The sequence below is a fragment of the Methylobacterium sp. Leaf399 genome, assembly GCF_001424525.1.
GTDB lineage: Bacteria > Pseudomonadota > Alphaproteobacteria > Rhizobiales > Beijerinckiaceae > Methylobacterium.
The window spans coordinates 122,741-148,048 of record NZ_LMQK01000035.1; the positions used below are offsets into that span (position 1 = coordinate 122,741).

Below are 25,308 nucleotides of genomic sequence, written 5' to 3' on the forward strand. Positions count from 1 at the left end.
CCTTTGAACGAATTGGCGTTTTCACGATCCCGCCGCGATGACGGGCTTCCCGGCGCGCCGATCGTCGGCCCGTTGTCCCCAGACGCGGTCGTCTTGCATTAGCGCCGATGCAACGCTGCGCATGAGATCCCCTTCGACAGGTACGCGTCGTCGGGCAACCCGCGGGGGAAGCCGACAGGCTTGCTGCGGGAGTGTCATGTCAGGCGGATCGTCCCTCGTCACCCGTCTGTTCTGGACCACCGTCATCGGAGGCGCCGCCGCGTTCGTCTGGGGAATGCCGGCCGTCGCCGCGACCGGAGTGGGCCTCGCGCTGGTCCTGCTGCGCCATCTCGACCGGCCGCGACGCCTGCGCCGCCTCGTCCGGCGGATCGCCTCGCCCCATGCCCGCACCCTGGCCCTTCGCCGACGGCAAGAGTGCTTCGTCGACGCCTACGGCAACACGATCCGCGACGGCTGGCAGCGTGAGCGCGCGTATTTCGCCGAGCGCACGATCCTGCCGCGCCTGGAGGCGCGCGGGCTCGGCGAGGAGGGCGAGGCGCGCTGGGCCGAGATCCTCGAGGTCGTCGAGGCGGTGGCCGAACGGGTCGACCTGCCCGACGAGACCGACGTCCCCGAGGAGGGAATCGCCTACGAGCGCCACTGCGCGGGGCGCCTGCGCGCGGCGGGCTGGCAGGCGCGCACGACCCCGGCCAGCGGCGACCAGGGCGCCGATATCGTGGCGGAAAGGGACGGGCTTCGCCTCGTGGTGCAATGCAAGCGCCATGGCCGGCCCATCGGCAACGCGGCGGTGCAGGAGGCGGCTTGCGCGGCGCGGTACTGGTCGGGCGACCTCGCGGCGGTCGTCACGAACGCGGGCTTCACGCCCGCGGCGCGCAAGCTCGCCGCGGCCACCGACGTGCTCCTCCTGCACCACGACGACCTGACCGACCTCGACCTGTCGGCGATCCGCCGCGCGGTGGCGCAGGATCGTTGATCACTCCGCCGGCAAGGGTGTCCAGGCGTGGCCCCGACGGTTCAGAAGCGTATCCGCAGCGACGGGTCCGTCGCTGCCGGCGGGATAATCCGCCACCGGAGCGTCCTTCCATGCGGCGATGAGCGAATCGACCACCGCCCAGGCGCCCTCGATCATGTCGGCTCGCTGGAACAGGCTGCCGTCCCCTTTCATGGCATCGAACAGCAACGATTCGTAGCCGACCCCCGGCACGGCGTCGGCCGATCCGTTCAGGGTGGCGACGGCCGGCTCGAGGGCCGTCGCGGGTCCCGGGCGCTTCACGTTGAGGGATCCGGCAAGCCCCGATCCCGGGTCGACGAAGAGCCGCAGGACGTTGGGTGCCGCTCCCGTCCCGAACAGTTCCGCATGGGGCCGCTTGAAGTGGATCGCGATCTCGGTCCGGCGCCGGGCGAGCCGCTTGCCGGTGCGAAGGTAGAACGGGACGCTCTGCCAGCGCGGGGTATCGATGGCGAGCGAAAGGGCGACGTAGGTTTCGGTGAGCGAGCCGGCCGCGACATCGGCCTCGTCGCGATAGCCCGGCACCGGTCGGCCGTCCTCGCGGCCGACACCGTATTGTCCGCGGACCGCGTCGCCGACCGGCACCGGCCGGATCGCGGCGATCAGCGCGGCCTTGGCGTCCCGCACCGCCTCGGCATCGAGGGAGGCGGGCGCCTCCATGGCGATCATGCAGAGCAGCTGGAACAGGTGGTTGGGCACCATGTCGCGCAGGGCCCCGGTGGTCTCGTAGAAGCGGGCGCGTCCCTCGACGCCGATGGTCTCGGCGGCCGTGATCTCGATGAAATCGATGTGCTCGCCGGTCCAGGCCGGCTCGATCAGCCGATTGGCGAAACGAAGGGCGAGGATGCCCTGCACGGTCTCCTTGCCGAGGAAATGATCGATGCGAAAGATCTGCTCCTCGCGCGCGCTTTTCAGGATGCGGGCGTTGAGGGCCCGTGCCGAGGCGAGGTCGCTGCCGAAGGGCTTCTCCACCACTACGCGGCGAAAGCGGCCATCCGTTTCGTCGAGGAGACCGGCCGCCCCGAGATGGTCGATCACCGGGCCGAAGAAGCGGGCCGAGACGGCGAGATAGAAGATCGCGCTGCCGTCGAGGATCCCGTCCAACGCCCGGTAGGTCTCGGGCGCATCGAAGTCGCCGGTGAGATACCGCAGTCTCTCGCACACGAAGCGCCAAGTGGCCTCGTCGATGCGGTCGGGATGGAATTCCGCCGTGTCGTCCCGGGTGAACTCCTGCATCGTCTCGGTCAGGGCCTCGCGCCAGCCGGCGTCGGTGTTCTCGTTGTGATCGACGCCGACCACCCGGAAGCCGGCGGGCAGGTGACCGGCACCGGCGAGGTTGTAGAGGGCCGGCATCAGCAAGCGCTGCGTCAGGTCGCCCTTGGCTCCGAAGACGACGAGGGTGCAGGCCGGGGCCACGCTCGGCCCCGTGCCTGGGGTGGCTGGGGTTTCGCTGTCCTGCATGGAGACGATCATCCGCTGAATGCCGCGACGGGCACCGTCGCCGGTCAAACGGTTGCGGCCCGGCCCCGTTCCCGAAGGCGCGGACCGGTGCCTATTCGTCGGTCCGCACCGCCGAACCGCCGTCGATCGGCAGTTGGACGAGGGTCAGCGCATCCTGCGTCGGCAGGCTGCGCACATCCCAGCCGCCACCGAGGGCGCGGATCAGCGACACCGCCGTGGTGAACCGGTTCAGCCGTACCTGGAGCGCGGAGACCTCGTTGTTGAGGGCGATGGCCTGGGCGGTGACGACGGTGGTGAAGTTCTGGGTGCCGGCGCGGTATTCGTTCAGGGTGATCTCCACCGCCCGGCGAGCCAGTACCACCGCCTGGTCCTGCGCCGCCTGCTGGCGCGCGAGGATGCGCACGCCGGCAAGCCCGTTCTCGACCTCTCCGAAGGCGGTCAGGACGGTCTGTCGGTAGGTGGCGACGCTGGCCTCGTAGGCGGCGCGGGCGACCTGGACGACGGCCGACCGCGCGCCGCCGTCGAAGAAGGCCTGGCTTCCGTTGGCGGCGATGGACCAGACCTGGTTCACGGCCGAGAACACGCCATTGCTGGTGACCCCGGAGAACCCGCCCGACGCCGACAGGGTCACGGTGGGATAGAAGGCCGCCACCGCGACGCCGATCTGCTCGCTCTGGGCCTGAACGTTCCGCTCGGCCTGGGCGATGTCGGGGCGCCGCTCCAGAAGGTCGGACGGAATGCCGACCGGAACCGCCGGCGGCCTCGTCGGCAGCGATCCGACCGGCAACGACAACTCCGAGGGCGGGCGGCCGACCAGGGTGGCGATGGCGTGCTCGAAGATGGCGCGCTGAAGCCCCACCGCGATCGCCTGGGCCTGGGTGGTCTGGAGCTGGGTCTGGGCCGTGATCACGTCCGAACGGGCCGCTACGCCGACGTTGTACTGGTTCTCCGCGATGGCGAGGCTCTTGCGGTAGGCCTCCACCGTCTCGTTCAACAGGCGCTGCAGCGAATCCTGATACCGCAACGTCAGGTAGTTCGTGGCGATCTCCGACTGGATCGCCAGGCGCACGGCGGCGAGATCGGCGGCGGTGGCCTGAGCGGTGGCGACCTCGCTGGCGATGGTGCGGCGGATGCGGCCGAACAGGTCGAGCTCCCAAGAAGCCTGGCCCTGGAGCGATACGGAGGTGCGCTCGGAGCCCAAAGATCGGGACCGGGCGATGCTCGGCGCGCCGATCACCGTCGGGAACAGGGCGGCGCGGGCCTGGGCGACGAAGCCGCGGGCCTGATCGTAGGTCGCCACCGAGACGCGCAGGTTCTGGTTGTCCACGTCCACGAGGCGGATCAGCCGGTCGAGGGCGGGATCGCGAAACACCCGCCACCAATCGCCGCGCTCGGCCCCGTCGTTCGGGCGCGCGGCGCGCCAGCCCTTGCGGCCCGCGACATGGGCAACGCTATCCTCGCGGGCCCCACCCTGCTTGAACGCCAGCGGCGTCTCCACGGAGGGACGGGAATAATCGGGGCCGACGAGGCAGCCGGAGGTCGCGAGGGCCAGCGCGAGGACGGCGGCCATCCGCACCAGCCGGGCGCGCCGACCTGTCCCCCCTGCCGGGGAGGATGGGCCGTGACACGGATCGGGAGCGCGCGAAACCGCCCTCTTGGGATCGATCACCGCCCCTCCTCCCGCCCGGCATGCGCCGGGGCTCCTGCCCCGCAGCAGGGGGAGGGTCGCGAACCGGGCCATCGACCGAACCGTCATTCCGCCGGTACCGCCTGGACGCCGCCCGCAGCCTTCGGGCGCCGGCGCAACCGGTCGAGATAGAGGTAGACGACGGGCGTGGTGTAGAGGGTCAGGATCTGGCTCACGATCAATCCGCCGACGATGGCGATCCCCAGCGGGCGACGCAGTTCCGAGCCCTCGCCGCCGGCGACGATCAGCGGCAACGCGCCGAGGAGAGCGGCCAGCGTTGTCATCATGATCGGGCGGAAGCGCAAGAGGCAGGCCTCGACGATCGCGTCGCGGGGCGGGACCGCCCGCGTCCGCTCCGCATCGAGGGCGACGTCGATCATCATGATGGCGTTCTTCTTGACGATGCCGATCAGCAGGAACACCGCGATGAGCGCGATCACCGTGAACTCGGTGCCCGAGACGAGGAGCGCCAGCAGGGCGCCGATCCCGGCCGAGGGCAGCGTCGAGAGGATCGTGATCGGGTGGATGTAGCTTTCGTAGAGGATGCCCAGGATCGCGTAGACCGCCAGGATCGCGGCCAGGATGAGGAGCGGCTGGCGCGAGGAGGAGGCCTGGAAGGTCTTGGCGGTGCCGGCGAATTCCCCGTGGATCGTGGCCGGGGCCCTGATTTCCGCCATCGCCCGATCGATGCCGACCGTGGCGTCCGAGAGGCTCTTGCCGGCCGCCAGGTTGAACGAGATGGTGGTGGCCACGAACAGGCCCTGGTGGCTGACCTGGACCGGCGCATTGCCGGTCTCGAGCCGGGCGAAGGCCGAGAGCGGGATCATGGTCTCGCGGGCACTCGACACCGGTGCGCTCGACGAAGCGCCGCTGCGGCCACCGGCGATGGCGTTGGAGGCGGCGTTCCTGGCCGGATCGGCCGCGATCGCGGCCGCGTCGGTTCCGGCCGACCCGGTGGCACTGGTCCCGGCGGCGGCCGCCGCCGGCCCGGCCGTGTCGCCGGCCACCGTACCGGCCACCGCATTGGTGCGGGCCGAACCGCGCGCGTTGCCGCCCGAGGTCGAGACGTAGATCGTCTTGAGGGTCTCGGGCGACTGCAGGTAGCGCGAGGCGATCTCCATCACGACGCGGTACTGGTTGAGCGGGTTGTAGATCGTGGAGACGGCGCGCTGGCCGAAGGCGTCGTAGAGCGTGTTGTCGATCTTGTCGGGGGTCAGGCCGTAGCGGAACGCCGTCGCGCGATCGATCACGAGGCGGCTCTCGAGGCCGCCCTCCTGCTGGTCGGAGGTCACGTCGGCGAAGGTCGGGTCACGCTGAAGCGCCTGGACCAGCTTGGGCGCCACCGCATAGAGCTCGTCGGGGGTGTCGCCCTGGAGCGTGTACTGGTAGGTGGCGAAGCTCTGGCGCCCGCCCATCCGCAGGTCCTGCCGGGGGGTGAGATAGAGGCGCGCGCCGGGCACGCGGGCAAGCTTGGGCCGCAGTCGATTGATGACCTCGCCGATCGGCGCACGCTGTCCGAGGGGCTTGAGGCCGACGAAGACGTTAGCCGAATTGGTGCCGCGCCCGCCCGTGAACCCGACCACGCTGTCCACGGCCGGATCGGCCTGGACGATGGCGCTGGCCTGTTCGAGCTTCTGCTTCATCGCCTGGAACGAGATGCGCTGGTCGGCCTGGATGCCGCCCATCATCTGGCCGGTGTCCTGCTCGGGAAAGAACCCCTTGGGCACGATGATGTAGAGGTAGACGTTGAGCCCGACGGTCGCGAGTAGCACGAGCAGCACGAGGCGCGGATGGCGCAGGGCGATCCGCAGGGTGCGCCCATAGCCGCGCAGCATGGCCTCGAACCCGCCCTCGAGGATGCGCAGGAGCAGGGTGGGGCGCTTGAGTGGCGTCCCGTCGGCGCGGTGGCCTTCGGGCTTGAGGAAGACGGCGCACATCATCGGCGTCGTCGTGAGCGACAGCACCAGCGAGATCAGGATCGCGAGCGACAGCGTCACCGCGAACTCCTCGAACAATCGCCCGACGATACCGCCCATGAGCAGGATCGGCAGGAACACCGCCACCAGCGACAGGCTCATGGAAATGACGGTGAAGCCGACCTCGCGCGAGCCGAGCAGCGCCGCCTCGACCCGCGGCTTGCCCTCCTCGATATGGCGCTGGATGTTCTCCAGCACCACGATGGCGTCGTCGACGACGAAGCCGGTGGCGATGATCAGCGCCATCAGGGATAGGATATCGAGGCTGTAGTTTAGCAGGTACATCGCCGAGAAGGTGCCGATGATCGAGATCGGCACGGCGACGGCGGGGATCAGCGTCGCCCGCCCCGAGCGCAGGAAGACGAACACCACGCCGATGACGAGGACGACGGCGATGATCAGCGTGTGCTCGGTCTCGGCCAGCGAGGCCCGGATCGTGGCGCTGCGGTCGCCGGTGATGGTGAGGTCGATGTCGCCCGGCAGGGCCGCCCGGACCTGCGGCAGCGCCGCCTTCAACCCGTCGATAGTCTCGACGACGTTCGAGCCCGGCTGCTTGTAGATGAACAGGATGACGCCCGGCTTGCCGTTGATCAGGCCGAGATTGCGCTTGTCCTCCACCGAATCGAGCACCTGCCCGACGTCCGAGAGGCGCACCCCGGCGCCGTTGCGGTAGGCCACGACGATGTCGCGGTAGTCCGCCGCCACCCGGCCCTGGTCGTTGGCATAGAGCTGGTAGTGGCGGCTCTCGGTCTCGATCGCCCCCTTGGGCGAGTTGGCGTTGGCGGAGGCGAGCGCGGCACGGATACCCTCGAGGCCGATCCCGTAGTTGAACAGCGCGGTGGGATCGAGTTCCACCCGCACCGCCGGCAGCGACGAGCCGCCGATGTCGACGTTCCCGACACCGGGGAGCTGGGACATCTTCTGCTGCACGATGGTGGCAGCCGAATCGTAGAGCTGGCCCGGCGAGAGCGTGTCCGAGGTGAGCCCCAGGATGAGGATCGGGGAATCGGCCGGGTTGAACTTGCGATAGGTCGGGTTCTGCCGCAGCGCCGTCGGCAGGTCCGCGCGCGCCGCGTTGATCGCCGCCTGGACGTCGCGGGCGGCCCCGTCGATATCGCGGTCGAGGCCGAACATCAGGACGATCCGCACCGAGCCGGTGGAACTCGTCGAGGTCATCTCGGTGACGTCGGCGATGATGCCCAGCCGCCGCTCGAGGGGCGAGGCCACGGTGGTCGCCATGGTCTCCGGCGAGGCGCCCGACATCGTCGCCTGGACCAGGATGACGGGGAAATCCACCTGCGGCAGCGGCGCCACCGGCAGTTTCGTGAACGCGAAGATGCCCGCCAGCAGCACCCCGAGGGTGAGCAGCGTGGTCGCGATGGGACGGCGGATGAAGGGCGCGGAGATGTTCACGGACGAACACCCGCCAGGTCCCCCTCCCCCGCGGAGGGGGAAGGGATCCGCGTCGCGTGACAGCGCGAACTCGTGCGATCGTCCCTCACGTCGAGGCCCCGGCGGTCTTGGCCCCGCCCTCGCGCCGACCGGTGATGCGTCGTTCGAGCCGGTCGAAGGCGAGGTAGATCACCGGCGTCGTGAACAGCGTCAGCACCTGGCTGACGATGAGGCCGCCGGCGATGACGATGCCGAGCGGCTGGCGCAGCTCGGAGCCGACGCCGGTGCCGACGATCATCGGCACCGCCGCGAACAGGGCGGCCAGCGTCGTCATGAGGATCGGGCGGAAGCGCAGGAGGCAGGCCTCGTAGATCGCGTCACGCGGGCTCCTGCCCTCCTCGCGCTCGGCCTGGAGCGCGAAGTCGATCATCATGATCGCGTTCTTCTTCACGATGCCGATGAGGAGCACGATGCCGATGATGGCGATGACGTCGAGCGACAGGCCGAACAGCATCAGGCCGATCAGGGCGCCGATGCCCGCCGAGGGCAGCGTCGAGAGGATCGTGATCGGGTGGATGAAGCTCTCGTAGAGGACGCCCAGCACGATGTAGACCGTCACGATCGCGGCCAGCACCAGGAAGAGCTGGTTGGAGAGCGCCGATTCGAAGGCCAGGACGGAGCCCTGCGGCACGATGCGGAAGCTCGGCGGCAGGTCGATCTCCTTGCGGACCCGCTCGAACTCGCCCACCGCGTCGCCCAGCGCCGCCCCGGGGGCGAGGTTGAACGAGACGGTGCTGGCGGGAAACTGGCCGAGATGGCTGATCAGGAGCGGCGCGCGGCGCTCGTCGACACGGGCGATCGCCGAGAGCGGCACCTGGCCGGAGGCGACCGTGGAGGACGGCAGGTAGATGGTGTTTAGGCTCTCCAGCGTCTTGTGCTGCTCCGGATCGGCCTCGAGAATCACCCTGTACTGGTTCGACTGGGTGAAGATCGTCGAGACGATGCGCTGCCCGAAGGCGTCGTAGAGCGCATTGTCGACGGTGGCCGGCGTGATGCCGTAGCGGCCGGCCGTGGAGCGGTCGATGGTGATGTAGGCGGCCAGCCCCGCGTTCTGGAGGTCGCTCGCCACGTCCGCCAGCAGGGGCGAGCGTTGCAGCGCCTGGATGAAGCGCGGCACCCAGACGGTGAAGGCGTCGAGGTTCGGGTTCTCGAGGATCACCTGGTACTGCGTCGGGCTGACCGCCGTATCGATGGTGAGGTCCTGGATCGGCTGCATGTACAGGCGGATGCCCGGCACGCTGGCCGTGGCCTCGCGAATGCGCCGGATGATCGCCGAAGCCGCGTCCTTGCGCTCGGCGTGCGGCTTCAGGTTGATGAGGAAACGCCCGGAATTGAGCGTCACGTTCTGGCCGTCGACGCCGATGAAGGACGACAGGCTGACCACGTCGGGATCCTTGAGCACGATGGCCGCGAGCTGCTGCTGGCGCTCGGCCATGGCGGCGTAGGACACGGTCTGGTCGGCCTGGGTGATGCCCTGGATCACGCCCGTGTCCTGCACGGGGAAGAACCCCTTGGGGATCACCACGAACAGGTAGCCGGTGAGGATCACCGTGCCCACCGTCACGATCAGCGTGAGGCCCTGGTGGGCCAGGACCACGCGCAGGGCGCGGCCATAGGCGGCGATGGTGCCTTCGCTGAGCCGGCGTCCGAGCCGGGACAGGAACCCTTCGCGCCGCGCCACCCGCTCCGGCACGTGCTTGAGGAGGCGGGCGCACAGCATCGGCACGAGGGTCAGCGAGACCACGCCCGAGATGACGATGGTCGCCGCCAGCGTGATCGCGAATTCGTGGAACAACCGGCCGATCACGTCGCCCATGAACAGGAGCGGGATCAGCACCGCGAGCAGCGACACGGTGAGCGAGATGATGGTGAAGCCGATCTCGCGGCTGCCCTTGAGCGCCGCCTCGAACGGCGGATCGCCCTCCTCCACGTGCCGGGAGATGTTCTCGATCACCACGATGGCGTCGTCGACCACGAAACCCGTGGCGATGGTGAGCGCCATCAGGGAGAGGTTGTCGAGGGAGAACCCGTAGAGGTCCATGATCGAGAGGGCGCCGATCAGCGACAGGGGCACCGACAGGCTCGGGATCAGGGTGGCGGCGACGCTGCGCAGGAACAGGAAGATCACCAGGACGACGAGGCCGATGGCCAGCGCCAGTTCGACCTGCACGTCGTGGACGGAAGCGCGGATGGTGACGGTGCGGTCGGTGAGCAGCGTCACCGTGATGGCGCCCGGCAGCGTCGCCTGCAGCTGCGGCAGCAGCGCCTTGATCTTGTCGACGGTGCTGATGACGTTGGCGCCGGGCTGGCGCTGGATATTGAGGATGACGGCCGGCGTCTCGTCCATCCAGGCGCCGAGCTTGGTGTTCTCCGCGCCGTCGACGACGTCGGCCACGTCCGACATCCGCACCGGCGAGCCGGCCTTGTAGGCGATGATCGCATCCTTGTAGGCGGCCGGGTCGCGGATCTGGTCGTTGGCGTTGATGGCGTAGGACTGCGTCGGCCCGTCGATGGTCCCCTTGGGCGTGTTGACGTTGAGGTTGGCGATCGTGGTGCGCAGGTCGTCGATGTTGAGCCCGTAGGCGGCCAGGGCCCGTGCGTTGAACTGCACCCGCACCGCCGGGCGCTGGCCGCCGCCGACGCTGACGAGGCCGACGCCGGGGACCTGCGAGATCTTCTGCGCCAGGCGCGTCTCGGCGAGATCGCGCACCTGCGTGAGCGGCAGCGTCGCCGAGGTCAGGGCCAGGGTCAGCACCGGCGCATCCGCCGGGTTGACCTTGGCGTAGATCGGCGGCGCCGGCAGGTCGCTGGGCAGCAGGTTGCCGGCGGCGTTGATGGCCGCCTGGACCTGCTGTTCGGCAATGTCGAGGGGCAGGTCGAGGTTAAACTGCAGGGTGACGACGGACGCGCCCGCCGAGCTCTGCGAGGACATCTGGTTGAGGTTGGCGAGCTGGCCGAACTGGCGTTCCAGCGGCGCGGTCACCGCCGAGGTCATCACCTCCGGGCTGGCGCCCGGATAGAAGGTCTGAACCTGGATGGTCGGGTAGTCGACGGCGGGAAGGGCCGAGACCGGCAGGTTCACGTAGGACACCATGCCGACGATGAGGATCGCCAGCATCAGGAGCGTCGTCGCGACGGGTCGCAGGATGAAGAGGCGCGACGGGTTCATCGGGTGCGCGCCGCGGCCGGCGCGCGGTGACGCCCCTCCCCCCGGACCGGGCCCGGACCGCGGCCGAACATCGAAACGCGGTGCGCCATCACGGCGCCTGCTCGCGGCGGCGGCGCTCGCGCTTGGGCGCTTCCGCGCCGGGCTGGCCTTGAGCGGCCGGCATCGACGCGCCGGTGGCGGCCGCCGCCCCTTCGGCAGTGGGCGTACCGGGCTGAGCGTCGGCGGGCTTGCCGTCCGATATCTTGCCGTCAGCCGTCTTGCCGTCAGCCGCCTTGTCCTCGATGACCCGCACCGGCGCGCCGTCGCGAAGCCGGTCGGTCCCGTCGACCACGACCCGGTCGCCGACCTGCAGCCCGGAGATCACGGCGGTGCGCGGCCCGTCGCTCTCGCCGAGCTTGATCGGACGCACCACCACCTTGCTGTCTCCGTCGAGGAGATAGACGTAGGTGCCGGGCGTGCCGCGCAGGATCGCGGCGGTGGGCACGATGGGGACGTCGGCCAGCGTATCCACGGTGAGCTTGGCGTTGACGAACTGGTTGGGGAACAACGCGTCGTCCTTGTTGTCGAAGATAGCGCGCAGCTTGACCGTGCCGGTGCTCGTGTCGATCTGGTTGTCGACCGTGTCCAGCGACCCGCTGGCGACCTCGACGGTGTCGCCGCGGTCGTAGGCTTTCACCGTGAGCTTGGCTCCGGCGCGGATTCGCTTCATCACGCGCGCGACATCGTCCTCGGGCAGCGTGAACAAGACCGAGATCGGATGCAGCTGCGTCACCACCACGAGGGCGGTGGAGGCGGCGGTGACGTAGTTGCCCTGATCGACCTGACGCAGGCCGACCCGGCCCTCAACCGGCGATGTGATCCGGCAGTAGGCGATGTTGAGCTTCTGCTGATCGACGAGAGCCTGGTCGGCGGCCACCGTGCCCTCGTTCTGCTTGACGAGGGCCGCCTGCGTGTCGACGTTCTGCTTCGAAATCGAATCCTGCTGCGACAGTCGCTGGAAGCGGGCGAGGTCGAGCTTGGAGTTCTGCAGGAGCGCCTGGTCGCGCTGCAGCTGCCCCTCGAACTGGGCGAGCTGGGCCTCGTAGATGCGCGGGTCGATCTGCGCGAGGAAGTCGCCGCGCTTCACCATCTGGCCCTCGCGATAGCCGATCTGGGTGAGGTAGCCGCTGATCTGCGAGCGCACGGTGACGGTGGCCAGCGGTGTCACGGTCCCGAGTCCCGACAGCACCACGGGAATGTCGCCGGCTGTGATCCGGGCGACGCCCACCGCCTGGGCCGGGTCGCCGGTCCGGCCGCCGCGCCCCCTGCCGCGGCCCGGCTCGGCCGCGGCCTCCGTCTTGGCCTGCTCGCCCTTGGGGATAGAGTAGGTCCGGTAGGCGTAGTAGCCGCCGCCCGCCGCCGCGAGGAGGAGCAGGAACCAGATCCAGCCGCTCCTGGAGCGACGCGTCACGGTGGGGTTGGGCTCGGAATAGTCGCGCGCCGTCTCGGTGCGGATAGGGGTGCTGTCGTTCATCGATACAAGCCCGATCGCCCGGCGCGGAGCACCATGCGAAGCGAATGGTCGGCAGCCGATCCGGCGCCCGACGTCGACCCCGACCTGGTGCTCGCCCAAGATGGGGCCGGCCACGCGGTTTGACATCCCGGCCGGGCGGAACAGCCGCGCCGGGGGAAACCGGCATCGTGAAGCAGCGACACGTCGAGCATGGCATACCAACTGGGCCGCCAATGCGTCGCCAGTGCGGCGTCAGTGTTTCCGGGTATTGCCGTCCGCCGTCACCGGGGCCTGTCCTCGAGGGTCCGGTAGAGCCTCAGCATCTCCCGGAACGCGTCGTCGGCGGGGGTCACCGGAACGGCGAGGCGCAGCCCCGCGCCGGTGACGGCGACGAGGCAGGCGAGAATGATGCAGGTCCGGCTAGACATCGCGTTCGCAGGGCTGGTTCGGGATACCGCCCGGTATCACTTCATCGAACGTTTGCCTGCCCCGTGAGGGGGCGTTCGCGGCGAGAAACGACCGGAGCGGCACATCGGCCCCGACGAAACGAGGGGGCGGAGTTCCACCGAAGCGAGCGCCGCTCCAGCCGTGAGCGAAACCTAAATCACGGCTGATGAATGTCAACAATCGTCAGAGATCGACCGTTGTCGAGGGTGCGCCTGCGCACGCGACGTCGGGATATGTACCGCTCTTCCACCATGCTAGGCGCGGTGAAGCCGGCGCCCTCGTCTTCTTTCCGCGGTTTCGTCTCATGAACCCCGTCTTCGCTGATCTTCCGACCACCATCTTCGAAGTGATGTCGGGCCTGGCCCGCCATCACGGCGCGATCAACCTCGGCCAGGGCTTTCCCGACGATCCCGGCCCGGCGGACATCCGCGAGACGGCGGCCCGCGCGCTGCTGGAAGGCTACAATCAGTACCCGCCGATGATGGGCCTGCCGATCCTGCGCGAGGCCATCGCCGCCCATTACGGCCGGCACCAGGGGCTGACGCTCGACCCGGAGACGGAGGTGATGGTGACCTCGGGGGCGACGGAGGCCCTGGCCGCCTCGCTTCTGGCCCTGATCGAGCCGGGCGACGAGGTCGTGCTGTTCGAACCCGCCTACGACGCCTACCGGCCGTTGGTCCTGAGGGCGGGCGGCATCCCGCGGGTCGTGACGCTGCGGCCCCCGCACTTCGGCCTCGACGAGGCGGCCCTCGCCGCTGCGTTCAGCGAGAGGACGAGGGTCGTCGTCCTCAACGATCCGCTCAATCCGAGCGCGACGGTCCTGGCCGAGGACGATCTCACCATGCTGGCGGGGTTCTGCGAGCGTTTCGACGTCGTCGCGGTCTGCGACGAGGTCTGGGAGCACCTCGTCTTCGACGGGCGCCGACACCTCCCGCTCATGGCCGTCCCCGGCATGCGCGAGCGGACGGTGAAGATCGGCTCGGCCGGAAAGATCTTCAGCCTCACCGGCTGGAAGGTCGGCTTCGTCATGGCGGCACCGACCCTCATGAAGGGCCTGTCGAAGGCCCATCAGTTCTTGACCTTCACGACGCCGCCCAACCTCCAGGAAGCCGTCGCCTACGGGCTGGCCAAGGACAGGGCTTATTTCGAGGAGATGCGCGCCGGGTTCGCGCGATCGCGCGACCGGCTGGCGCGCGGTTTGGCGGAGCGGGGGTTCACGGTTCTTCCGGCGCAGGCGACGTGGTTCCTCAACATCGACATCGCGGACTTGGGCATCGCCGACGACGTCGCCTTCTGCCGGACGCTCGTGTCGGACTACGGGGTCGCCGCGATCCCGGTCAGCGCCTTCTACACCGCGGACCCGGTGCGCCACATCGTGCGGTTCTGCTTCGCCAAGGCGGATCACACCCTCGATGCGGCCCTCGACCGCATCGGCGACTTCGGCCGGACGCTGGCCTGAGAGCGACCGCGTATACGCCTCACATGGCCGGAACGGTGCCGTTACGGCCGACGACCACGATGACAGCCCGGATCTTGCCGCCTGGTGCGGGCTGGGTGAAGGCGACGATCGGCGCACCGGAGATCAGAAGGCTCTTGTCGCCGGGATCGACGAGGTTCACCGGCGTACCGTCGTCGGCGACGATGGTCTTCTCGCCGTCGCGGTAGCGGACGGTGATGACGCGACCCTTCGTCCCCTCGAGGGTCTGGACCGCGCCGTTCGTGGTGGCGGCGCCGTCCACGAGATCGGAGGGCGCATGTCCGTCCGACGTTCCCCTGAGGCTGGAGGAAAAGACCGTCAGCTGCAGCGCCTTCTGCGTGCCGTCGGGCTGCGGCATCGCGGTCGCGCCGATGTAGCTCTCCGGCTTCACGTCCGAGAGACGCCCCGTCAGCGCCGAGAAGATCTTCGGCCGCTCGGGAAAGGTCAGGACGACGCTCTGGCCGGATCGGGTCCTGATCGTCGCCTTCTCGCTGTCGGCGTCCTCGATCGTCCCGCGGTACACCTTCAAGGTCTCGGCCCGGAGCGCCGAAGCGCCGGCGGTGAGAGCGCCCATGAGGGCGGCGATCGCGACGCCCGTCCTGGCGAACGTGAGAGTGGCAGACGTCATGACCGGGTCTCGATCCTTCGGGGGCTGCAGGCCGTCGCCCAACGGTGCGAGGGCCGGCACCGGAAAACCCGCCATTCGGCGGATGGTGCCCTCGGCGCCGGTCGATTTCGTGCGCTGCGCTCAGTGGGCCAGCAGCATCGGGATCTCGGCATGCGCGAGCAGATGGCTGGTGGGGCCGCCGAAGATCATCTGGCGCAGGCGGCTCTGGGTATAGGCGCCCTTGATCAGGAGATCGCAGCCATAGGCCTGCGCCTCGGTGAGAAAGACCTCGCCGGGGGTGCGCCGCCCGGCCGGAAGGGCGCTGTGGTCGGCCTCGATCCCCTCACAGGCCAGCGCCCGCGCCAGGTCTTCCGCACTCGGACCCGGGACCGTCCCGCCCTCGACGCTGATGACCCGGATGCGGGCGGCCTTGCGCAGGAACGGCATCGCGAAGGCCACCGCCCGCGCGGTCTCGGTCGAGCCGTTCCAGGCGATCATGACGGCGGTGCCCAGGCTCGCGGGGGGCTTGGGCGGCGCCAGCAGGATCGGGCGCCCTCCTTCGAACAGGGCCGTCTCGAAAGTGGTCATGCGCGGACTGCCGTCGTCCGCGCCGGGCCGGCCGACCACGGTGGCGGTGAACAGCCGCGCGTAATGGCCGAGGAAGGCGTCGCCGGCCGGGACGTCGGGACGCCAGCGGTAGCGGGGTCCTGCCTTGGCGACGGCCTCCGGGGTGCAGGGTCCCTCCTGCGCCAGCGGCAGGCCGGCGTTGGACATGAAGTCGACGAACCGGCGGCCTGCGGCTTCGGCCTCCGCCTTGTCGGCCTCCTCGTCGCGCAGCCACGTCATGCCGCCCACCATGTCGACGGGGACGTATTCCGCCAGGGCCGGCCGGAGGGAGACCCCCTCCACCAGGCTACCGAACAGGGTCGCCACGATGCGCGTGGTCTCGAACACCGAGTCGAGGGAATCGTGAAGGGCCACGGGGACGAGAAGCGTCTTCATGGATGCGGCACCTCGGCCTGTCGGATCGCGACGATGGCGGAGGCTAGCGCATCGGCTCGAAAAGGGGAGCCCGGTATTCGGAACGGGTCGAGGGAAAACGCCCCCGCCGGTCGCTCGATGGGCCTCTTCAGGGTCCGTCGACCGGCTTCGGCCGGGTTCCGGTGCCGGCCGGATCGAGCCAGCGGCGGGCGCGGGCGACCATCGGGCGCTCGACGTAGCGGTGGACCGCGAGGGCGATCGCCGCCGCCATCATGATCATCGCGCCCATGGACGCCGAGGGCGAGATCGGCAGGGCGAGACCGGTGATCGCGCCGCGCAGGCCGCGCAGCACGAAGGGATGAACGAGGTAGAGGGCGTAGGAGGCGTCCCCCAGGTGGATGCCGAACCGCCACGGCAGGGACGACGACGTCGCCCGCCCGGCGGACGCACCGAGCCCGGCGGCCGCCACCAGCAGCATCGCCGGCAGGCCGTAGGCGAGCGGCCGCGCCACGGCATCGGGCTCGGGCGCGACCGACAGCAGCGCGAGGCCGACGAGCGCCAAGGCGAGCCGAGACGCCAGCGACAGCCGCAGGCCCTCCGCCCGTGCCAGGCCGACCGCGGCGCCGAGGGCGAATTCGAGGCCGATCGGAGCGCTCCAGAACGCCAGGGGCATCGCCAGGTCCGGCACCAGCACGTGCAATCCGGCCAGAAGGCCGAGGACGCCGGCGACCCAGGCGACGGCGGCACGGCGCCCCCAGCCCAGAGCGACCGCGAACAGCAGGTAGAACGCCATCTCGCACTGGAGCGTCCAGCCCAGGGAATAGAGCGGCTGGGCCCGGCCGTCGGGGTCGAGCACCGGCCAGAACAGCAGCGATGCGATCACGAAGCCGGGCTCGGCGAGCCCGCGCCCGCCGTTGGAGAGCAGCCCCGGCAGGGCCAGCACGACGGCGAGGTACAGGCCGCTCGCCAGCCAGTAGAGGGGAACCAGACGGGCAACGCGGTGGGCGAGGAAGCGCCGCCAACCACCCCTCACCCCGTACAGCGGGGCGGCGGCATGAACGATGATGAAGCCCGAGATGACGAAGAACACGTCGACCCCGGCGGCCCACGGGAGCACTCCGATCGCAGCGAACGCCACGCCGCCCCGGTCGGCCAGGATGACCGCTTCCACCGTGGCGTGGTGCATGACGACCATCAGGGCCGCCATCGCCCGCAAGACCTGGATCGCCCGCAGCATCAGCGTCGACGATCCGTATCCGACCGATCAAGCGTGGCTATAGTATTCTCGGGCGACGCAGCAATAGCCTGACCCATCGGGCAGGAACCAATAGAAGCAGGCCCCGTTGACGGGTCGCACCGACGATTGCGATGCGGCCGACCGACGACGGTCGCATCCATCGTTCGTCGAAACCATATTCGAGGATGACCATGAACAAGACTTACGCAGCGTTCACCGCCGCCGTCGCCGTGATCTCGGCCCCCGCTGCCGCGCAGACCATGCAGGGCGATTTCCGTATGGCGGCGATGCAGGCGAACGCCTTCGAGATCCAGTCGAGCCAGATCGCCCTCGACAAGAGCCGCAACCCGGCCGTCCTGCGCTTCGCCCGCGATGCCGTGCGCGACCACCGCGCCGCCAACGTCGCTCTCGCGGGCGGCGAGCGTAACGTGATGGCCTCCAACGGCGGTCCCATCGGCGGTCTGATCGAGGCCCCGTTGGCTGTGGCCGGTGGCGCGGTCGGTGCCGCGACCGGTGCAGCGGCGGGCGTCGTCGGCGGTACGCTCAGCGGTGGTCCGGTCGGGGCTGTCGAGGGTCTCGGTAGCGGAGCGGCGCGCGGCGCCTCCACCGGCAGCCGGATGATGACCCGTGACGTCGACACCACCGCCGGCACCACCATGGTTCCCCTGAACCCGCAGCAGCAGCAGATGCTGGCCGAACTCGCCGCCGCCCCCTCGGGCCAGCGTTTCGACCGCCTCTACGGGAGCATGCAGGTCCAGTCGCACGAGATGACGATCGGGATGTACCGGTCCTATGCCGCCACCGGCACCAACCCCGCGCTTCGCGCCCACGCCGAGCAGGCTCTGCCGGTGCTCGAGGGGCATTACCGGATGGCCCAGGCTCTTCCCGGCGCTCGCTGAATGGTGCGTCGCGACGCCCGACAGCGACCATATGGAATGGCGGGCCGATGGCCCGCCATTTTCGTTTGCGCGGTCGGCAGCTGGGCTCAAGGCTCCACGCAGTTGATCAGCGAGGTCGGCGACACCTTCTGCCCATTCTGGTCGATCGCCGGAGCGAAATCGCCCGTGGTCGGATCGCGGACCAGGAGTTCACCCTTGGCGATGCCGAAGTGAGCGCCGTGCAGCTGCAGTCGGCCATCCTCGACCCGCTCGCGCACGAAGGCGAAGGTCATCAGGTTCTCGAGGCTCTGGGCGACCATCGCGTACTCGAGGCGGGTCATGTAGTCGGGCCCGCTCTGGGTCTCCGCCTTCTCGGCGGCCGGACCGACGAGGGAGACCCACTTGCCGATGAAGTTGCCCTCCGACAGGGGCTTCGGCTGCGTCGCATAGGCCTTGATGCCGCCGCAGGTGGCATGCCCGAGCACGACGATATGCTTGACCTCCAGCGCCTGCACCGCGAACTCGATGGCCGCCGACGTTCCGTGATACTGGCCCCCGGCCTCGAACGGCGGCACGATGTTGGCGACGTTGCGCACGATGAAGAGTTCGCCCGGCCCCGTGTCGAAGATCACCTCGGGCGAGACGCGGCTGTCGCAACAGCCGATGAGCAGCACCTCGGGACTCTGGCCCTCGGCCACGGTGGCGTAACGGCTGACCTCCTTGGGCAGGCGATCGTCGAGAAAATGGCGGTAGCCGGAGGTCAGGGCTTCGGGAAACATACGGACATCTCCAAGGTGTGGACGGGCGGGGATAAACGTGGGACGGGTAGGGCGACCGTCAAGAGTCGTGCCACGACAGGGTGACGGGGGAGCCCGGCACATCGCCGTCGAGGATACGCCGCGCGAGCGCGGCCAGGCCACGAGGTTCGATCCGTTCCGAGGTGGCGTCGAGGTCGCTCAAGCTCCACCAGCGCACGCCGCGGACGGGATTGTCCTCGGTCTCGGCGAGTCGTGCCGTGTCGATCCGATCGTCGGGCAGGCGCACGACGAAATAGCGTTCGTGCGCGATTCGCGAGGTCCGGAAGAGATGGAACGGTCCGTCGCAGGTCGCCACGCACGGACCGAGATCGACATCGGGCCGCCCGATTTCCTCTGCGAGTTCGCGGCGACAGGCCTGTTCGTGCGTCTCGCCAAGCTCGATCCCACCGCCGGGCATGAACCAGAACCCGCGACGCTCCGGGTCCACCGGATCGAACGGCCGGACCGCCTCGTACTCGATGAGCAGAAGGCGCTCGCGGGGATCGAAGACCAGGGCACGGGCGATCTGGCGATGCGGAGGCTCGGTCATGCCCACGCTTTAGCAAGGGCCTCCGCTTTGGCAAGCGCGGGTGCTCGACCCGGTTGCCGTCCCCGAGCGGGCACCGGTCAGCGGCAGGGGAGCGCCAGCGCCGTCGCGGCGACCAGCTCGGCGGTGTCGCGCACCTTGTCCGGCTCGGACGGATCGTCGGCGACCGCGGCCGCCTCGCGGTTGAGCTGATCGTTGCAGGCGCAGGTGGCGATCTGCCCGCGGGGCGGCGAGCAGGCGTCGTGGTGCATGCAGGCCGTATCGAGGGCGTCGACCGGCGGACGCGGCGCCCTGTTGCCGGGACCGCAGTAGTTGCCGTGGATGAGCACGGCCTTGCGGGAGGAATCGATCACGAGCCCGTCCTGCGCTCCGGCGGATAGGCACGAGAGCAGCAGGGCGAACGGTACGAAGGCGGTAGAGCGTATCACGGTCGATCCTCGTCGATCGGCGTCCCCTTACGCCACAACATGGCGAACGGCGTCCGATCGGCAAGAGGCGGGCCCGCCGGGGGGACCCGGCGGAGGATCGGTCGCCGGCAAAGGAGCTGCGCGCAATGCGACCGGTCGTGTTAACCTTTTATTAACTCGCCGATTGCCGAGGAACCGCCGCCATGAGACCGTTCGTTAACGGCAGATTAACGAGACGGGCAGGGTCATGCGGGTCGCGAGCTCCACTCTTCAGAACACCCCGTCGCGCTTCGTCAAGGCTGCCCGTGCCCTGTGCGGCATCGGCCTGCCGATCCTCGCCGGCCTGATCGCCGGCTCGGCTGCGGAGGCCCAGACGTTCGCGTCGCTGCCGGCCGCACCCAGCGCCATCGTCGCCGGAGCCGACGCCCGCCCCATCGCGGCCTGGACCGAGTTCTGCCAGAGCTATGCCGCCGAATGCGCGGTTTCGCCCGCCGAGGCGGCCGTCATCACCCTCAGCCCCGCCGTCTGGAACACCATCGTCTCCGTCAACCGCAAGGTGAACAAGTCCCTGCGGGCGATCACCGACCTCGACCATTGGGGCTCGGCCGACCGCTGGGACCTCGCCGAGGACGGCGCCGGCGACTGCGAGGACTTCCAGCTCGTCAAGCGTCGGATGCTGGCCGAGGCCGGCCTTTCGCGCCGCGCGATGCGGATGACGGTCGTGATCGACGAGAAGGGCGAGGGCCACGCCGTCCTGACCCTGATCACCGACCGGGGCGACATCATCCTCGACAACAAGACCAGCAGCGTCCTGCCCTGGCGCCAGACCGGCTACACCTTCATCAAGCGCGAGAGCCAGGCCGGCATCGGCTGGGTTTCCCTCGGCCGCGCAGCCTCGCCGGTGACCACGGCCAACCGCTGAGGCAGAGCGGTCGTCGTCCCACGACTACGCGACAGAGGCTCCCGACGTTCCGCGGGCGGAGCGTGGACCGGGAGGACGCCGAACCTTCGGGGAGCGTCCCACATCGGGACGAAGACACGTCCTTAACGGTAAGGAAATATTAGGCGTCGCAAGGGCATCGTCGGCCTGTGACGGAGGGCTCGAGCCCATGACGGACCGGACCTGGACGATGCGAAACGCGACCCTGCGCGGCATGATCCTGGCGGTCGGTCTGGCGGGATCGGCGATCCCCGCGAGCGCCGGCGACGTGGCGACCCTCCATGCCACATGGCGCGGCTGCCTCGAGCGCAGCTTTAGCCTGCAGGCCGTTCTGACCAGCCGGACGCTGGCGGCCGACACCGCCGTGCGGACCTGCCGCGAGAGCGAGACCGCCTACCTGGCGGCCCTGTCGACATCCCCCCTCGTGGACGACGACGACGTGGCGCGGGTTCGGCCCGCCCTCCTCCAGCGCGCCCGTGGCTGGCTTCTCGGCGTGCAGACCACGCAGCCGCTCTGATCCCGGCCGGCCGGCGGGACCACCACACGGGGCGGGCCCGCATCGGGACTTCAGGCGGCGCTGGCGACGGTCCGCCAAGGGGGCTTGCGTTCGAGCAGAGCCGCGATGGCACCCGGCGCCATCGCCTTGCCGTAGAGATAGCCCTGGCCCTCGCGGCAGCCCATACGGCGCAGGATCTCCTGCTGCTCGAAAGTCTCGATGCCTTCGGCGATGACGTCGAGGCCGAAACTGTGGGCCATGCCGAGGATCGCGCGCACGATCTCGGCGTCGTGCACGTCGGTGAGGATGTCGCGCACGAAGCTGCGGTCGATCTTGAGGCGGTTCAGAGGAAACCGCTTGAGGGAGCTGAGCGAGGCGTAGCCGGTGCCGAAATCGTCGAAGGCGATGGCGACGCCCAGGCGATGCAACTCCCGGATGGGATCGAGGACGGTGCTGTCGGCCTGGAGGGCAATGCGCTCGGTCACCTCGATCTCGAGGGCGTCGGCCGGCAGGCCGTGCTGGGCGAGCCCGCTCATCACCTCGCGGGCGAGCGAGCCCTCCTGAAGGTGCGATCCGAACAGGTTCACCGCCACACGGATCGGCGGCAGGCCGGCGGCGCGCCAGGCCGCCGACTGGCGGCACGCCTCCGCGACGATCCAGCGGCCGAGGGTGGCGGCCAGGGGATGGGCTTCCAGAGTCTCAATGAAGGCGCCGGGCAGCAGCAGGCCCCGCTGGGGATGCTGCCAGCGCAGCAGCGCCTCGACGCCGATCATGCGTCCGTTCACCAGGCAGACCTGTGGCTGGTAATGCAGGACGAATTCCGACGCTTCGAGGCCGCGCGTGACCTCGTCGTGCAGGGCGCGCCGGGCGACGATGGCGCTGCGCAGGGTGGGATCGAACAGGCGCATGCAGTGCCGGCCGTCGCGCTTGGCCCGGTAGAGGGCGAGGTCCGCATCTGCCACCAGCTCGTCGCCGGTGATCTCCGGGCCGGTGCCGATCGCCACGCCGATGCTGATGCTCACATGGAAGGTGTGGCCGCTGATCTCGAACGGTGCCTGGAAGGTATCGAGAATCGTGGCGGCGCAGGTTCCGGCCGCCAGCGGATCGCCGGACCCGGAAAACAGGAGGGCGAAGGTATCGCCCGCGAACCGGGCCACCGTCACCGTTCCGCCGACGCAGGTCGGCAGCCGGATCGCCACCGCCTGGAGCAAAGCGTCGCCGATGGCATGGCCGAGGCTGTCGTTCACCTCCTTGAAGCCGTCGAGGTCGAGCAGCATGACCGTGGCGTGGCGCCCCCCCGCCAGAACGGTCTGAAGGTCCTCGTCGAACGAGGCCCGGTTGATGAGGCCGGTGAGCTTGTCGTGGTGGGCCATCTGGACGAGCTTGGCGTCCCGCGCCCGCCATTCGCTGATGTCGCGCATGATCGCGCCGATGCCGATGCCGACCCGGTCCTCCCAGATCGACATCGAGAATTCCATCGGGAAGACGCTGCCGTCGCGGCGCTGGCCGGGGAGCTCGATGGTGCGGCCGGCGAGCTTGGTGGGACAGCCCGAGGCGATGCGGGCGAGGCCGACCTTGTGCGCCTTCCGGAACGGCTCGGGGATGATGATCTCGATGTCCTGCCCGATCATCTCGCCGGGCTCGTAGCCGAACAGCGCCTCGCCGGCCGGGTTGACGAAGGTGATCGTGCCGCTCTCGTCGATGGCGATGAACGAGTATTCGGACGCCTTGGCGAACCCGGCCGAGGCGGCGTTGAGGACGTCGGACCGGCGCAGGTCGAGGTGCGCCATCGCCAGGGCCGCGAAACTCGCCAGCATCTGCCGGGCTTCGACCGAGAAGGTGGCGTTGGCCTCGGTATCCCCGATGCACAGCGCCCCCAGCCGATCGCCGGCTGCGGTGACGAGGGCGGCACCGGCGAAGAACCGTAGGTTCTCCGGCCAATCGGCCGACGATCCTGCGGACAGACGCGGATCGCAGGTGACGTCGGGAACGACGAAGACCTCGTCGGCGGCCATCGCTGCGGCGCACGGCGCGCCGTGGCGTGGAACCTGGGTCGTCGTGGTTCCGACACAGGCATGCCTGCGGCAGGTATCGTGGTCCAGCAGCGCGACCCATGCCATCGGAACCCCGAGGCTCGCGGCGGCGAGGGCGGTCAGGCGGCCCAACTCGGGCGTCGCCACGGTGTCGATGACGCGGTAGGAGCGCAGTGCGGTAAGGCGACGGGCCTCGATGGCCGCGGCCGATCCTGATAACGAGGGAGTCATTTGATGGGCACCGTCAGGACGCGGTAAGCCAGCAAATGATAGCCCAAAAAGCTAACATCCTCTAAGCGTGATCGGACAACGTAGCCGTTTTCGTCCGATCGGGTTGACAATCGTTTCTGTGTTCGCTCCGGCAGCGGCGCCCCGATAAGCTCACGCGAACGTCTTGCGCGGATCGAAAGCGTCGCGCACCGCCTCACCGGCGAAGATGAGCAGACTCAGCATCACCGCGACGACGATGAAACCGGTAAGCCCGAGCCACGGCGCCTGGATGTTGTCCTTGCCCTGCGCCAGCAGCTCTCCGAGCGAGGCCGAGCCGGGGGGCAGGCCGAAGCCGAGGAAGTCGAGGGAGGTCAGCGTCGAGATCGATCCGTTGAGGATGAACGGCAGGAAGGTCAGCGTCGCCACCATGGCGTTGGGCAGGAGGTGGCGGCTCATGATGCGGACGTTCGACAGGCCGAGGGCACGGGCGGCGCGGACGTACTCGAAGTTGCGCGCGCGCAGGAACTCGGCCCGCACGACGCCCACCAGCGCGACCCAGGAGAACAGGAGCAGGATGCCGAGGAGGACGAAGAAGCCCGGCGCGATGAAGGCCGAGATGATAATGATGAGATAGAGCGTCGGGATCGCGCTCCAGACCTCGATGAACCGCTGCAGCGCGAGGTCGACCCACCCCCCGAAGTAGCCCTGCACCGCCCCGGCGATCACGCCGATCACCGAGGAGATCGCGGCCAGGATGAGCCCGAACAGAACCGAGATGCGAAAGCCGTAGATGATCCGCGCGAGGACATCGCGGGCGGTGTTGTCGGTGCCGAGCCAATTCCACTCGATGTCGCGGCAACCGGTACCGCCGGTCCGCTCCGCCACCGGCCGGCACTGGTCCTCGGTGAGCATCCAGGTCGGGGGCGACGGCGAGGGGGTGGGCAGGCCGTTGATGATGGTGTCGTAGGAATAGGGGATGGGCGGCCACATCGCCCAGCCGTTGTCGGCGATCTCCTTGCGGGTCTCGGCCGAGCGATAGTCGGGCCGGGCATAGAAGCCGCCGAACTTCTCGTCGGGATAGTCGACGAGAACCGGGAACAGGATCTCGCCCTTGTAGGACACGACGATCGGCTTGTCGTTGGCGATGAACTCGGCGAACAGGCTGAGACCGAACAGGACGAGGAAGACCACGAACGACCAGAACCCGAGTCGGTTGCCGCGAAAATTCGCGAGCCGGCGGCGATTCAAGGGCGAGAGGCCACCCTTCACCGGCGGAGCGACGGGCAGGGTGGCGGGCGGGTGGGCGATCTCGTTCACGACCACCGCCCTACCAGCGTCGGGCTCAGCCGTCGATGCGGTATGCCGTGCCCTCGATCACGCTGGGCCGGATCTTGCCGCTGCGCTCGAGGTGGCGGCGCAGGAGGCGAACGTTGCGCAGGTTCGCCTTGAAGGCGGCGTCGAAGATGTCGCCAGCCAACGGAACGATGCCCACGGCGCCGTCGAAGGCGACGTTCATCGCCATGCGGGCCAGAAGCCAGCGCGGCGCGCCGAGCCGCCGGGCCTCGTAGACGACATAGGACGACAGGCACACGCCGGCGAGATCGCCCAGGCCGGGCACCAAGCCGAGCACCGCGTCGACGCCGACCCGTCGGTTGATGCCGGGGATGACGAACGCCGCGTCCATGACGTGGGCGAACTGCTCCAAGCGCAGCATCGCCGCTTCCGCGGCCGCGCGCCGGTCGGCCTCCCCGGTGCGTGCGGCACCGGCGAAGCGATCCGCGGCAGTCGGATCGAGGGTCTCGATGATCGCCATGGCTGGACTCCGGACGTGACGATCGCGCTGAGCGCGTACCCGGCAGATGTGGCCCACGCCCCAAGGCTCCGCAAGGGATCTCGGCAAGGGATCGCGACGCGACGAGGCGTCCGGCCGATCCGATGGCCGTATCGGCAAGCCCGCGCGGCGCCCGAGAGCAGCCCGTTTCCGCATCACGCAGCGGTCGACCGG

General features: G+C 69.3%; 20 protein-coding genes. 5 read left to right on the forward strand and 15 right to left on the reverse strand.

What is annotated here, in order from left to right:
* The first annotated feature begins 196 nt into the window (after positions 1 to 196).
* Complete coding sequence (locus ASG40_RS19910) at positions 197 to 973, forward strand: restriction endonuclease (RefSeq protein WP_055889805.1); 777 nt, start codon at positions 197 to 199, stop codon at positions 971 to 973.
* Here the strand turns inward: ASG40_RS19910 and zwf are convergent, their stop codons facing one another.
* The 6 genes from zwf to ASG40_RS21820 form a co-directional block, all read right to left on the reverse strand.
* A complete protein-coding gene (zwf, locus tag ASG40_RS19915; protein WP_055889943.1) occupies positions 974 to 2,470 on the reverse strand; it encodes a glucose-6-phosphate dehydrogenase in 1,497 nt (498 codons plus the stop codon).
* 91 nt (positions 2,471 to 2,561) lie between these two features.
* Positions 2,562 to 4,040 carry an efflux transporter outer membrane subunit gene (locus ASG40_RS19920; RefSeq protein ID WP_055889808.1) on the reverse strand — a complete coding sequence of 493 codons (1,479 nt, stop codon included), beginning with the start codon at positions 4,038 to 4,040 and terminating at the stop codon, positions 2,562 to 2,564.
* Positions 4,041 to 4,222: 182 nt separating this feature from the next.
* Entirely contained in the window at positions 4,223 to 7,546 is a 3,324-nt protein-coding gene (locus tag ASG40_RS19925) for an efflux RND transporter permease subunit (protein WP_055889810.1), read from the reverse strand.
* A gap of 85 nt (positions 7,547 to 7,631) precedes the next feature.
* Positions 7,632 to 10,754, reverse strand: coding sequence for an MdtB/MuxB family multidrug efflux RND transporter permease subunit (locus tag ASG40_RS19930; protein WP_055889813.1), 3,123 nt, complete (start codon positions 10,752 to 10,754; stop codon positions 7,632 to 7,634).
* An 88-nt stretch (positions 10,755 to 10,842) separates the two neighbouring features.
* Positions 10,843 to 12,267 carry an MdtA/MuxA family multidrug efflux RND transporter periplasmic adaptor subunit gene (locus ASG40_RS19935; RefSeq protein WP_055889816.1) on the reverse strand — a complete coding sequence of 475 codons (1,425 nt, stop codon included), beginning with the start codon at positions 12,265 to 12,267 and terminating at the stop codon, positions 10,843 to 10,845.
* Positions 12,268 to 12,527: 260 nt separating this feature from the next.
* On the reverse strand, positions 12,528 to 12,674 hold the full coding sequence (locus tag ASG40_RS21820) for a hypothetical protein (RefSeq protein WP_165700243.1): 147 nt from the start codon (positions 12,672 to 12,674) through the stop codon (positions 12,528 to 12,530).
* A gap of 323 nt (positions 12,675 to 12,997) precedes the next feature.
* On the opposite strand from ASG40_RS21820, the gene ASG40_RS19940 reads away from it, so the two are divergent.
* Positions 12,998 to 14,152 (forward strand): aminotransferase, encoded by a 1,155-nt coding sequence (locus tag ASG40_RS19940; RefSeq protein ID WP_055889820.1) that lies wholly within the window; start codon positions 12,998 to 13,000, stop codon positions 14,150 to 14,152.
* A gap of 19 nt (positions 14,153 to 14,171) precedes the next feature.
* Here ASG40_RS19940 and ASG40_RS19945 read toward each other — a convergent pair whose 3' ends face one another.
* The 3 genes from ASG40_RS19945 to ASG40_RS19955 form a co-directional block, all read right to left on the reverse strand.
* Positions 14,172 to 14,798: a hypothetical protein gene (locus ASG40_RS19945; RefSeq protein WP_244472466.1), complete on the reverse strand. Its 627-nt coding sequence runs from the start codon at positions 14,796 to 14,798 to the stop codon at positions 14,172 to 14,174.
* A 120-nt stretch (positions 14,799 to 14,918) separates the two neighbouring features.
* Positions 14,919 to 15,779, reverse strand: a complete 861-nt coding sequence (locus ASG40_RS19950) for a universal stress protein (RefSeq protein ID WP_055889824.1) — start codon at positions 15,777 to 15,779, stop codon at positions 14,919 to 14,921.
* Between the two features lie 127 nt (positions 15,780 to 15,906).
* Positions 15,907 to 16,995 carry an acyltransferase family protein gene (locus ASG40_RS19955; protein WP_244480664.1) on the reverse strand — a complete coding sequence of 363 codons (1,089 nt, stop codon included), beginning with the start codon at positions 16,993 to 16,995 and terminating at the stop codon, positions 15,907 to 15,909.
* A gap of 191 nt (positions 16,996 to 17,186) precedes the next feature.
* Between ASG40_RS19955 and ASG40_RS19960 the strand changes: the two genes are divergently transcribed.
* A complete protein-coding gene (locus tag ASG40_RS19960) occupies positions 17,187 to 17,894 on the forward strand; it encodes a DUF4142 domain-containing protein (protein WP_055889949.1) in 708 nt (235 codons plus the stop codon).
* A gap of 86 nt (positions 17,895 to 17,980) precedes the next feature.
* On the opposite strand, the gene ASG40_RS19965 is transcribed toward ASG40_RS19960, so the two are convergent.
* The 3 genes from ASG40_RS19965 to ASG40_RS19975 form a co-directional block, all read right to left on the reverse strand.
* A complete protein-coding gene (locus ASG40_RS19965; RefSeq protein ID WP_055889828.1) occupies positions 17,981 to 18,652 on the reverse strand; it encodes a carbonic anhydrase in 672 nt (223 codons plus the stop codon).
* Between the two features lie 58 nt (positions 18,653 to 18,710).
* The gene (locus ASG40_RS19970) at positions 18,711 to 19,220 is read right to left on the reverse strand and encodes an NUDIX hydrolase (RefSeq protein WP_055889829.1); all 510 of its coding nucleotides are present in this window, start codon (positions 19,218 to 19,220) and stop codon (positions 18,711 to 18,713) included.
* A gap of 77 nt (positions 19,221 to 19,297) precedes the next feature.
* Positions 19,298 to 19,645: a hypothetical protein gene (locus ASG40_RS19975; RefSeq protein WP_244480665.1), complete on the reverse strand. Its 348-nt coding sequence runs from the start codon at positions 19,643 to 19,645 to the stop codon at positions 19,298 to 19,300.
* 226 nt (positions 19,646 to 19,871) lie between these two features.
* Between ASG40_RS19975 and ASG40_RS19980 the strand changes: the two genes are divergently transcribed.
* The gene (locus ASG40_RS19980; protein ID WP_055889832.1) at positions 19,872 to 20,546 is read left to right on the forward strand and encodes a transglutaminase-like cysteine peptidase; all 675 of its coding nucleotides are present in this window, start codon (positions 19,872 to 19,874) and stop codon (positions 20,544 to 20,546) included.
* 187 nt (positions 20,547 to 20,733) lie between these two features.
* The gene (locus ASG40_RS19985; RefSeq protein WP_244480666.1) at positions 20,734 to 21,081 is read left to right on the forward strand and encodes a hypothetical protein; all 348 of its coding nucleotides are present in this window, start codon (positions 20,734 to 20,736) and stop codon (positions 21,079 to 21,081) included.
* A 50-nt stretch (positions 21,082 to 21,131) separates the two neighbouring features.
* Here ASG40_RS19985 and ASG40_RS19990 read toward each other — a convergent pair whose 3' ends face one another.
* The 3 genes from ASG40_RS19990 to ASG40_RS20000 all read right to left on the reverse strand — a co-directional run bounded on the left by ASG40_RS19990 (position 21,132) and on the right by ASG40_RS20000 (position 25,116).
* Complete coding sequence (locus tag ASG40_RS19990) at positions 21,132 to 23,324, reverse strand: putative bifunctional diguanylate cyclase/phosphodiesterase (RefSeq protein WP_082524173.1); 2,193 nt, start codon at positions 23,322 to 23,324, stop codon at positions 21,132 to 21,134.
* A gap of 150 nt (positions 23,325 to 23,474) precedes the next feature.
* Entirely contained in the window at positions 23,475 to 24,620 is a 1,146-nt protein-coding gene (locus tag ASG40_RS19995; protein WP_055889961.1) for an ABC transporter permease, read from the reverse strand.
* Between the two features lie 25 nt (positions 24,621 to 24,645).
* Complete coding sequence (locus tag ASG40_RS20000; protein ID WP_055889835.1) at positions 24,646 to 25,116, reverse strand: DUF4112 domain-containing protein; 471 nt, start codon at positions 25,114 to 25,116, stop codon at positions 24,646 to 24,648.
* Positions 25,117 to 25,308: the final 192 nt, after the last annotated feature.

Excerpts from the sequence above, each read along its gene's own strand:
- ASG40_RS19910 (WP_055889805.1), top strand. The coding sequence starts at position 197 with ATGTCAGGCGGATCGTCCCTCGTCACCCGTCTGTTCTGGACCACCGTC.
- zwf (WP_055889943.1), bottom strand. The coding sequence starts at position 2,470 with ATGCAGGACAGCGAAACCCCAGCCACCCCAGGCACGGGGCCGAGCGTG.
- ASG40_RS19920 (WP_055889808.1), bottom strand. The coding sequence starts at position 4,040 with ATGGCCGCCGTCCTCGCGCTGGCCCTCGCGACCTCCGGCTGCCTCGTC.
- ASG40_RS19930 (WP_055889813.1), bottom strand. The coding sequence starts at position 10,754 with ATGAACCCGTCGCGCCTCTTCATCCTGCGACCCGTCGCGACGACGCTC.
- ASG40_RS19935 (WP_055889816.1), bottom strand. The coding sequence starts at position 12,267 with ATGAACGACAGCACCCCTATCCGCACCGAGACGGCGCGCGACTATTCC.
- ASG40_RS21820 (WP_165700243.1), bottom strand. The coding sequence starts at position 12,674 with ATGTCTAGCCGGACCTGCATCATTCTCGCCTGCCTCGTCGCCGTCACC.
- ASG40_RS19940 (WP_055889820.1), top strand. The coding sequence starts at position 12,998 with ATGAACCCCGTCTTCGCTGATCTTCCGACCACCATCTTCGAAGTGATG.
- ASG40_RS19945 (WP_244472466.1), bottom strand. The coding sequence starts at position 14,798 with ATGACGTCTGCCACTCTCACGTTCGCCAGGACGGGCGTCGCGATCGCC.
- ASG40_RS19950 (WP_055889824.1), bottom strand. The coding sequence starts at position 15,779 with ATGAAGACGCTTCTCGTCCCCGTGGCCCTTCACGATTCCCTCGACTCG.
- ASG40_RS19955 (WP_244480664.1), bottom strand. The coding sequence starts at position 16,995 with ATGCTGCGGGCGATCCAGGTCTTGCGGGCGATGGCGGCCCTGATGGTC.
- ASG40_RS19960 (WP_055889949.1), top strand. The coding sequence starts at position 17,187 with ATGAACAAGACTTACGCAGCGTTCACCGCCGCCGTCGCCGTGATCTCG.
- ASG40_RS19965 (WP_055889828.1), bottom strand. The coding sequence starts at position 18,652 with ATGTTTCCCGAAGCCCTGACCTCCGGCTACCGCCATTTTCTCGACGAT.
- ASG40_RS19970 (WP_055889829.1), bottom strand. The coding sequence starts at position 19,220 with ATGACCGAGCCTCCGCATCGCCAGATCGCCCGTGCCCTGGTCTTCGAT.
- ASG40_RS19980 (WP_055889832.1), top strand. The coding sequence starts at position 19,872 with ATGCGGGTCGCGAGCTCCACTCTTCAGAACACCCCGTCGCGCTTCGTC.
- ASG40_RS19985 (WP_244480666.1), top strand. The coding sequence starts at position 20,734 with ATGACGGACCGGACCTGGACGATGCGAAACGCGACCCTGCGCGGCATG.
- ASG40_RS19990 (WP_082524173.1), bottom strand. The coding sequence starts at position 23,324 with ATGACTCCCTCGTTATCAGGATCGGCCGCGGCCATCGAGGCCCGTCGC.
- ASG40_RS20000 (WP_055889835.1), bottom strand. The coding sequence starts at position 25,116 with ATGGCGATCATCGAGACCCTCGATCCGACTGCCGCGGATCGCTTCGCC.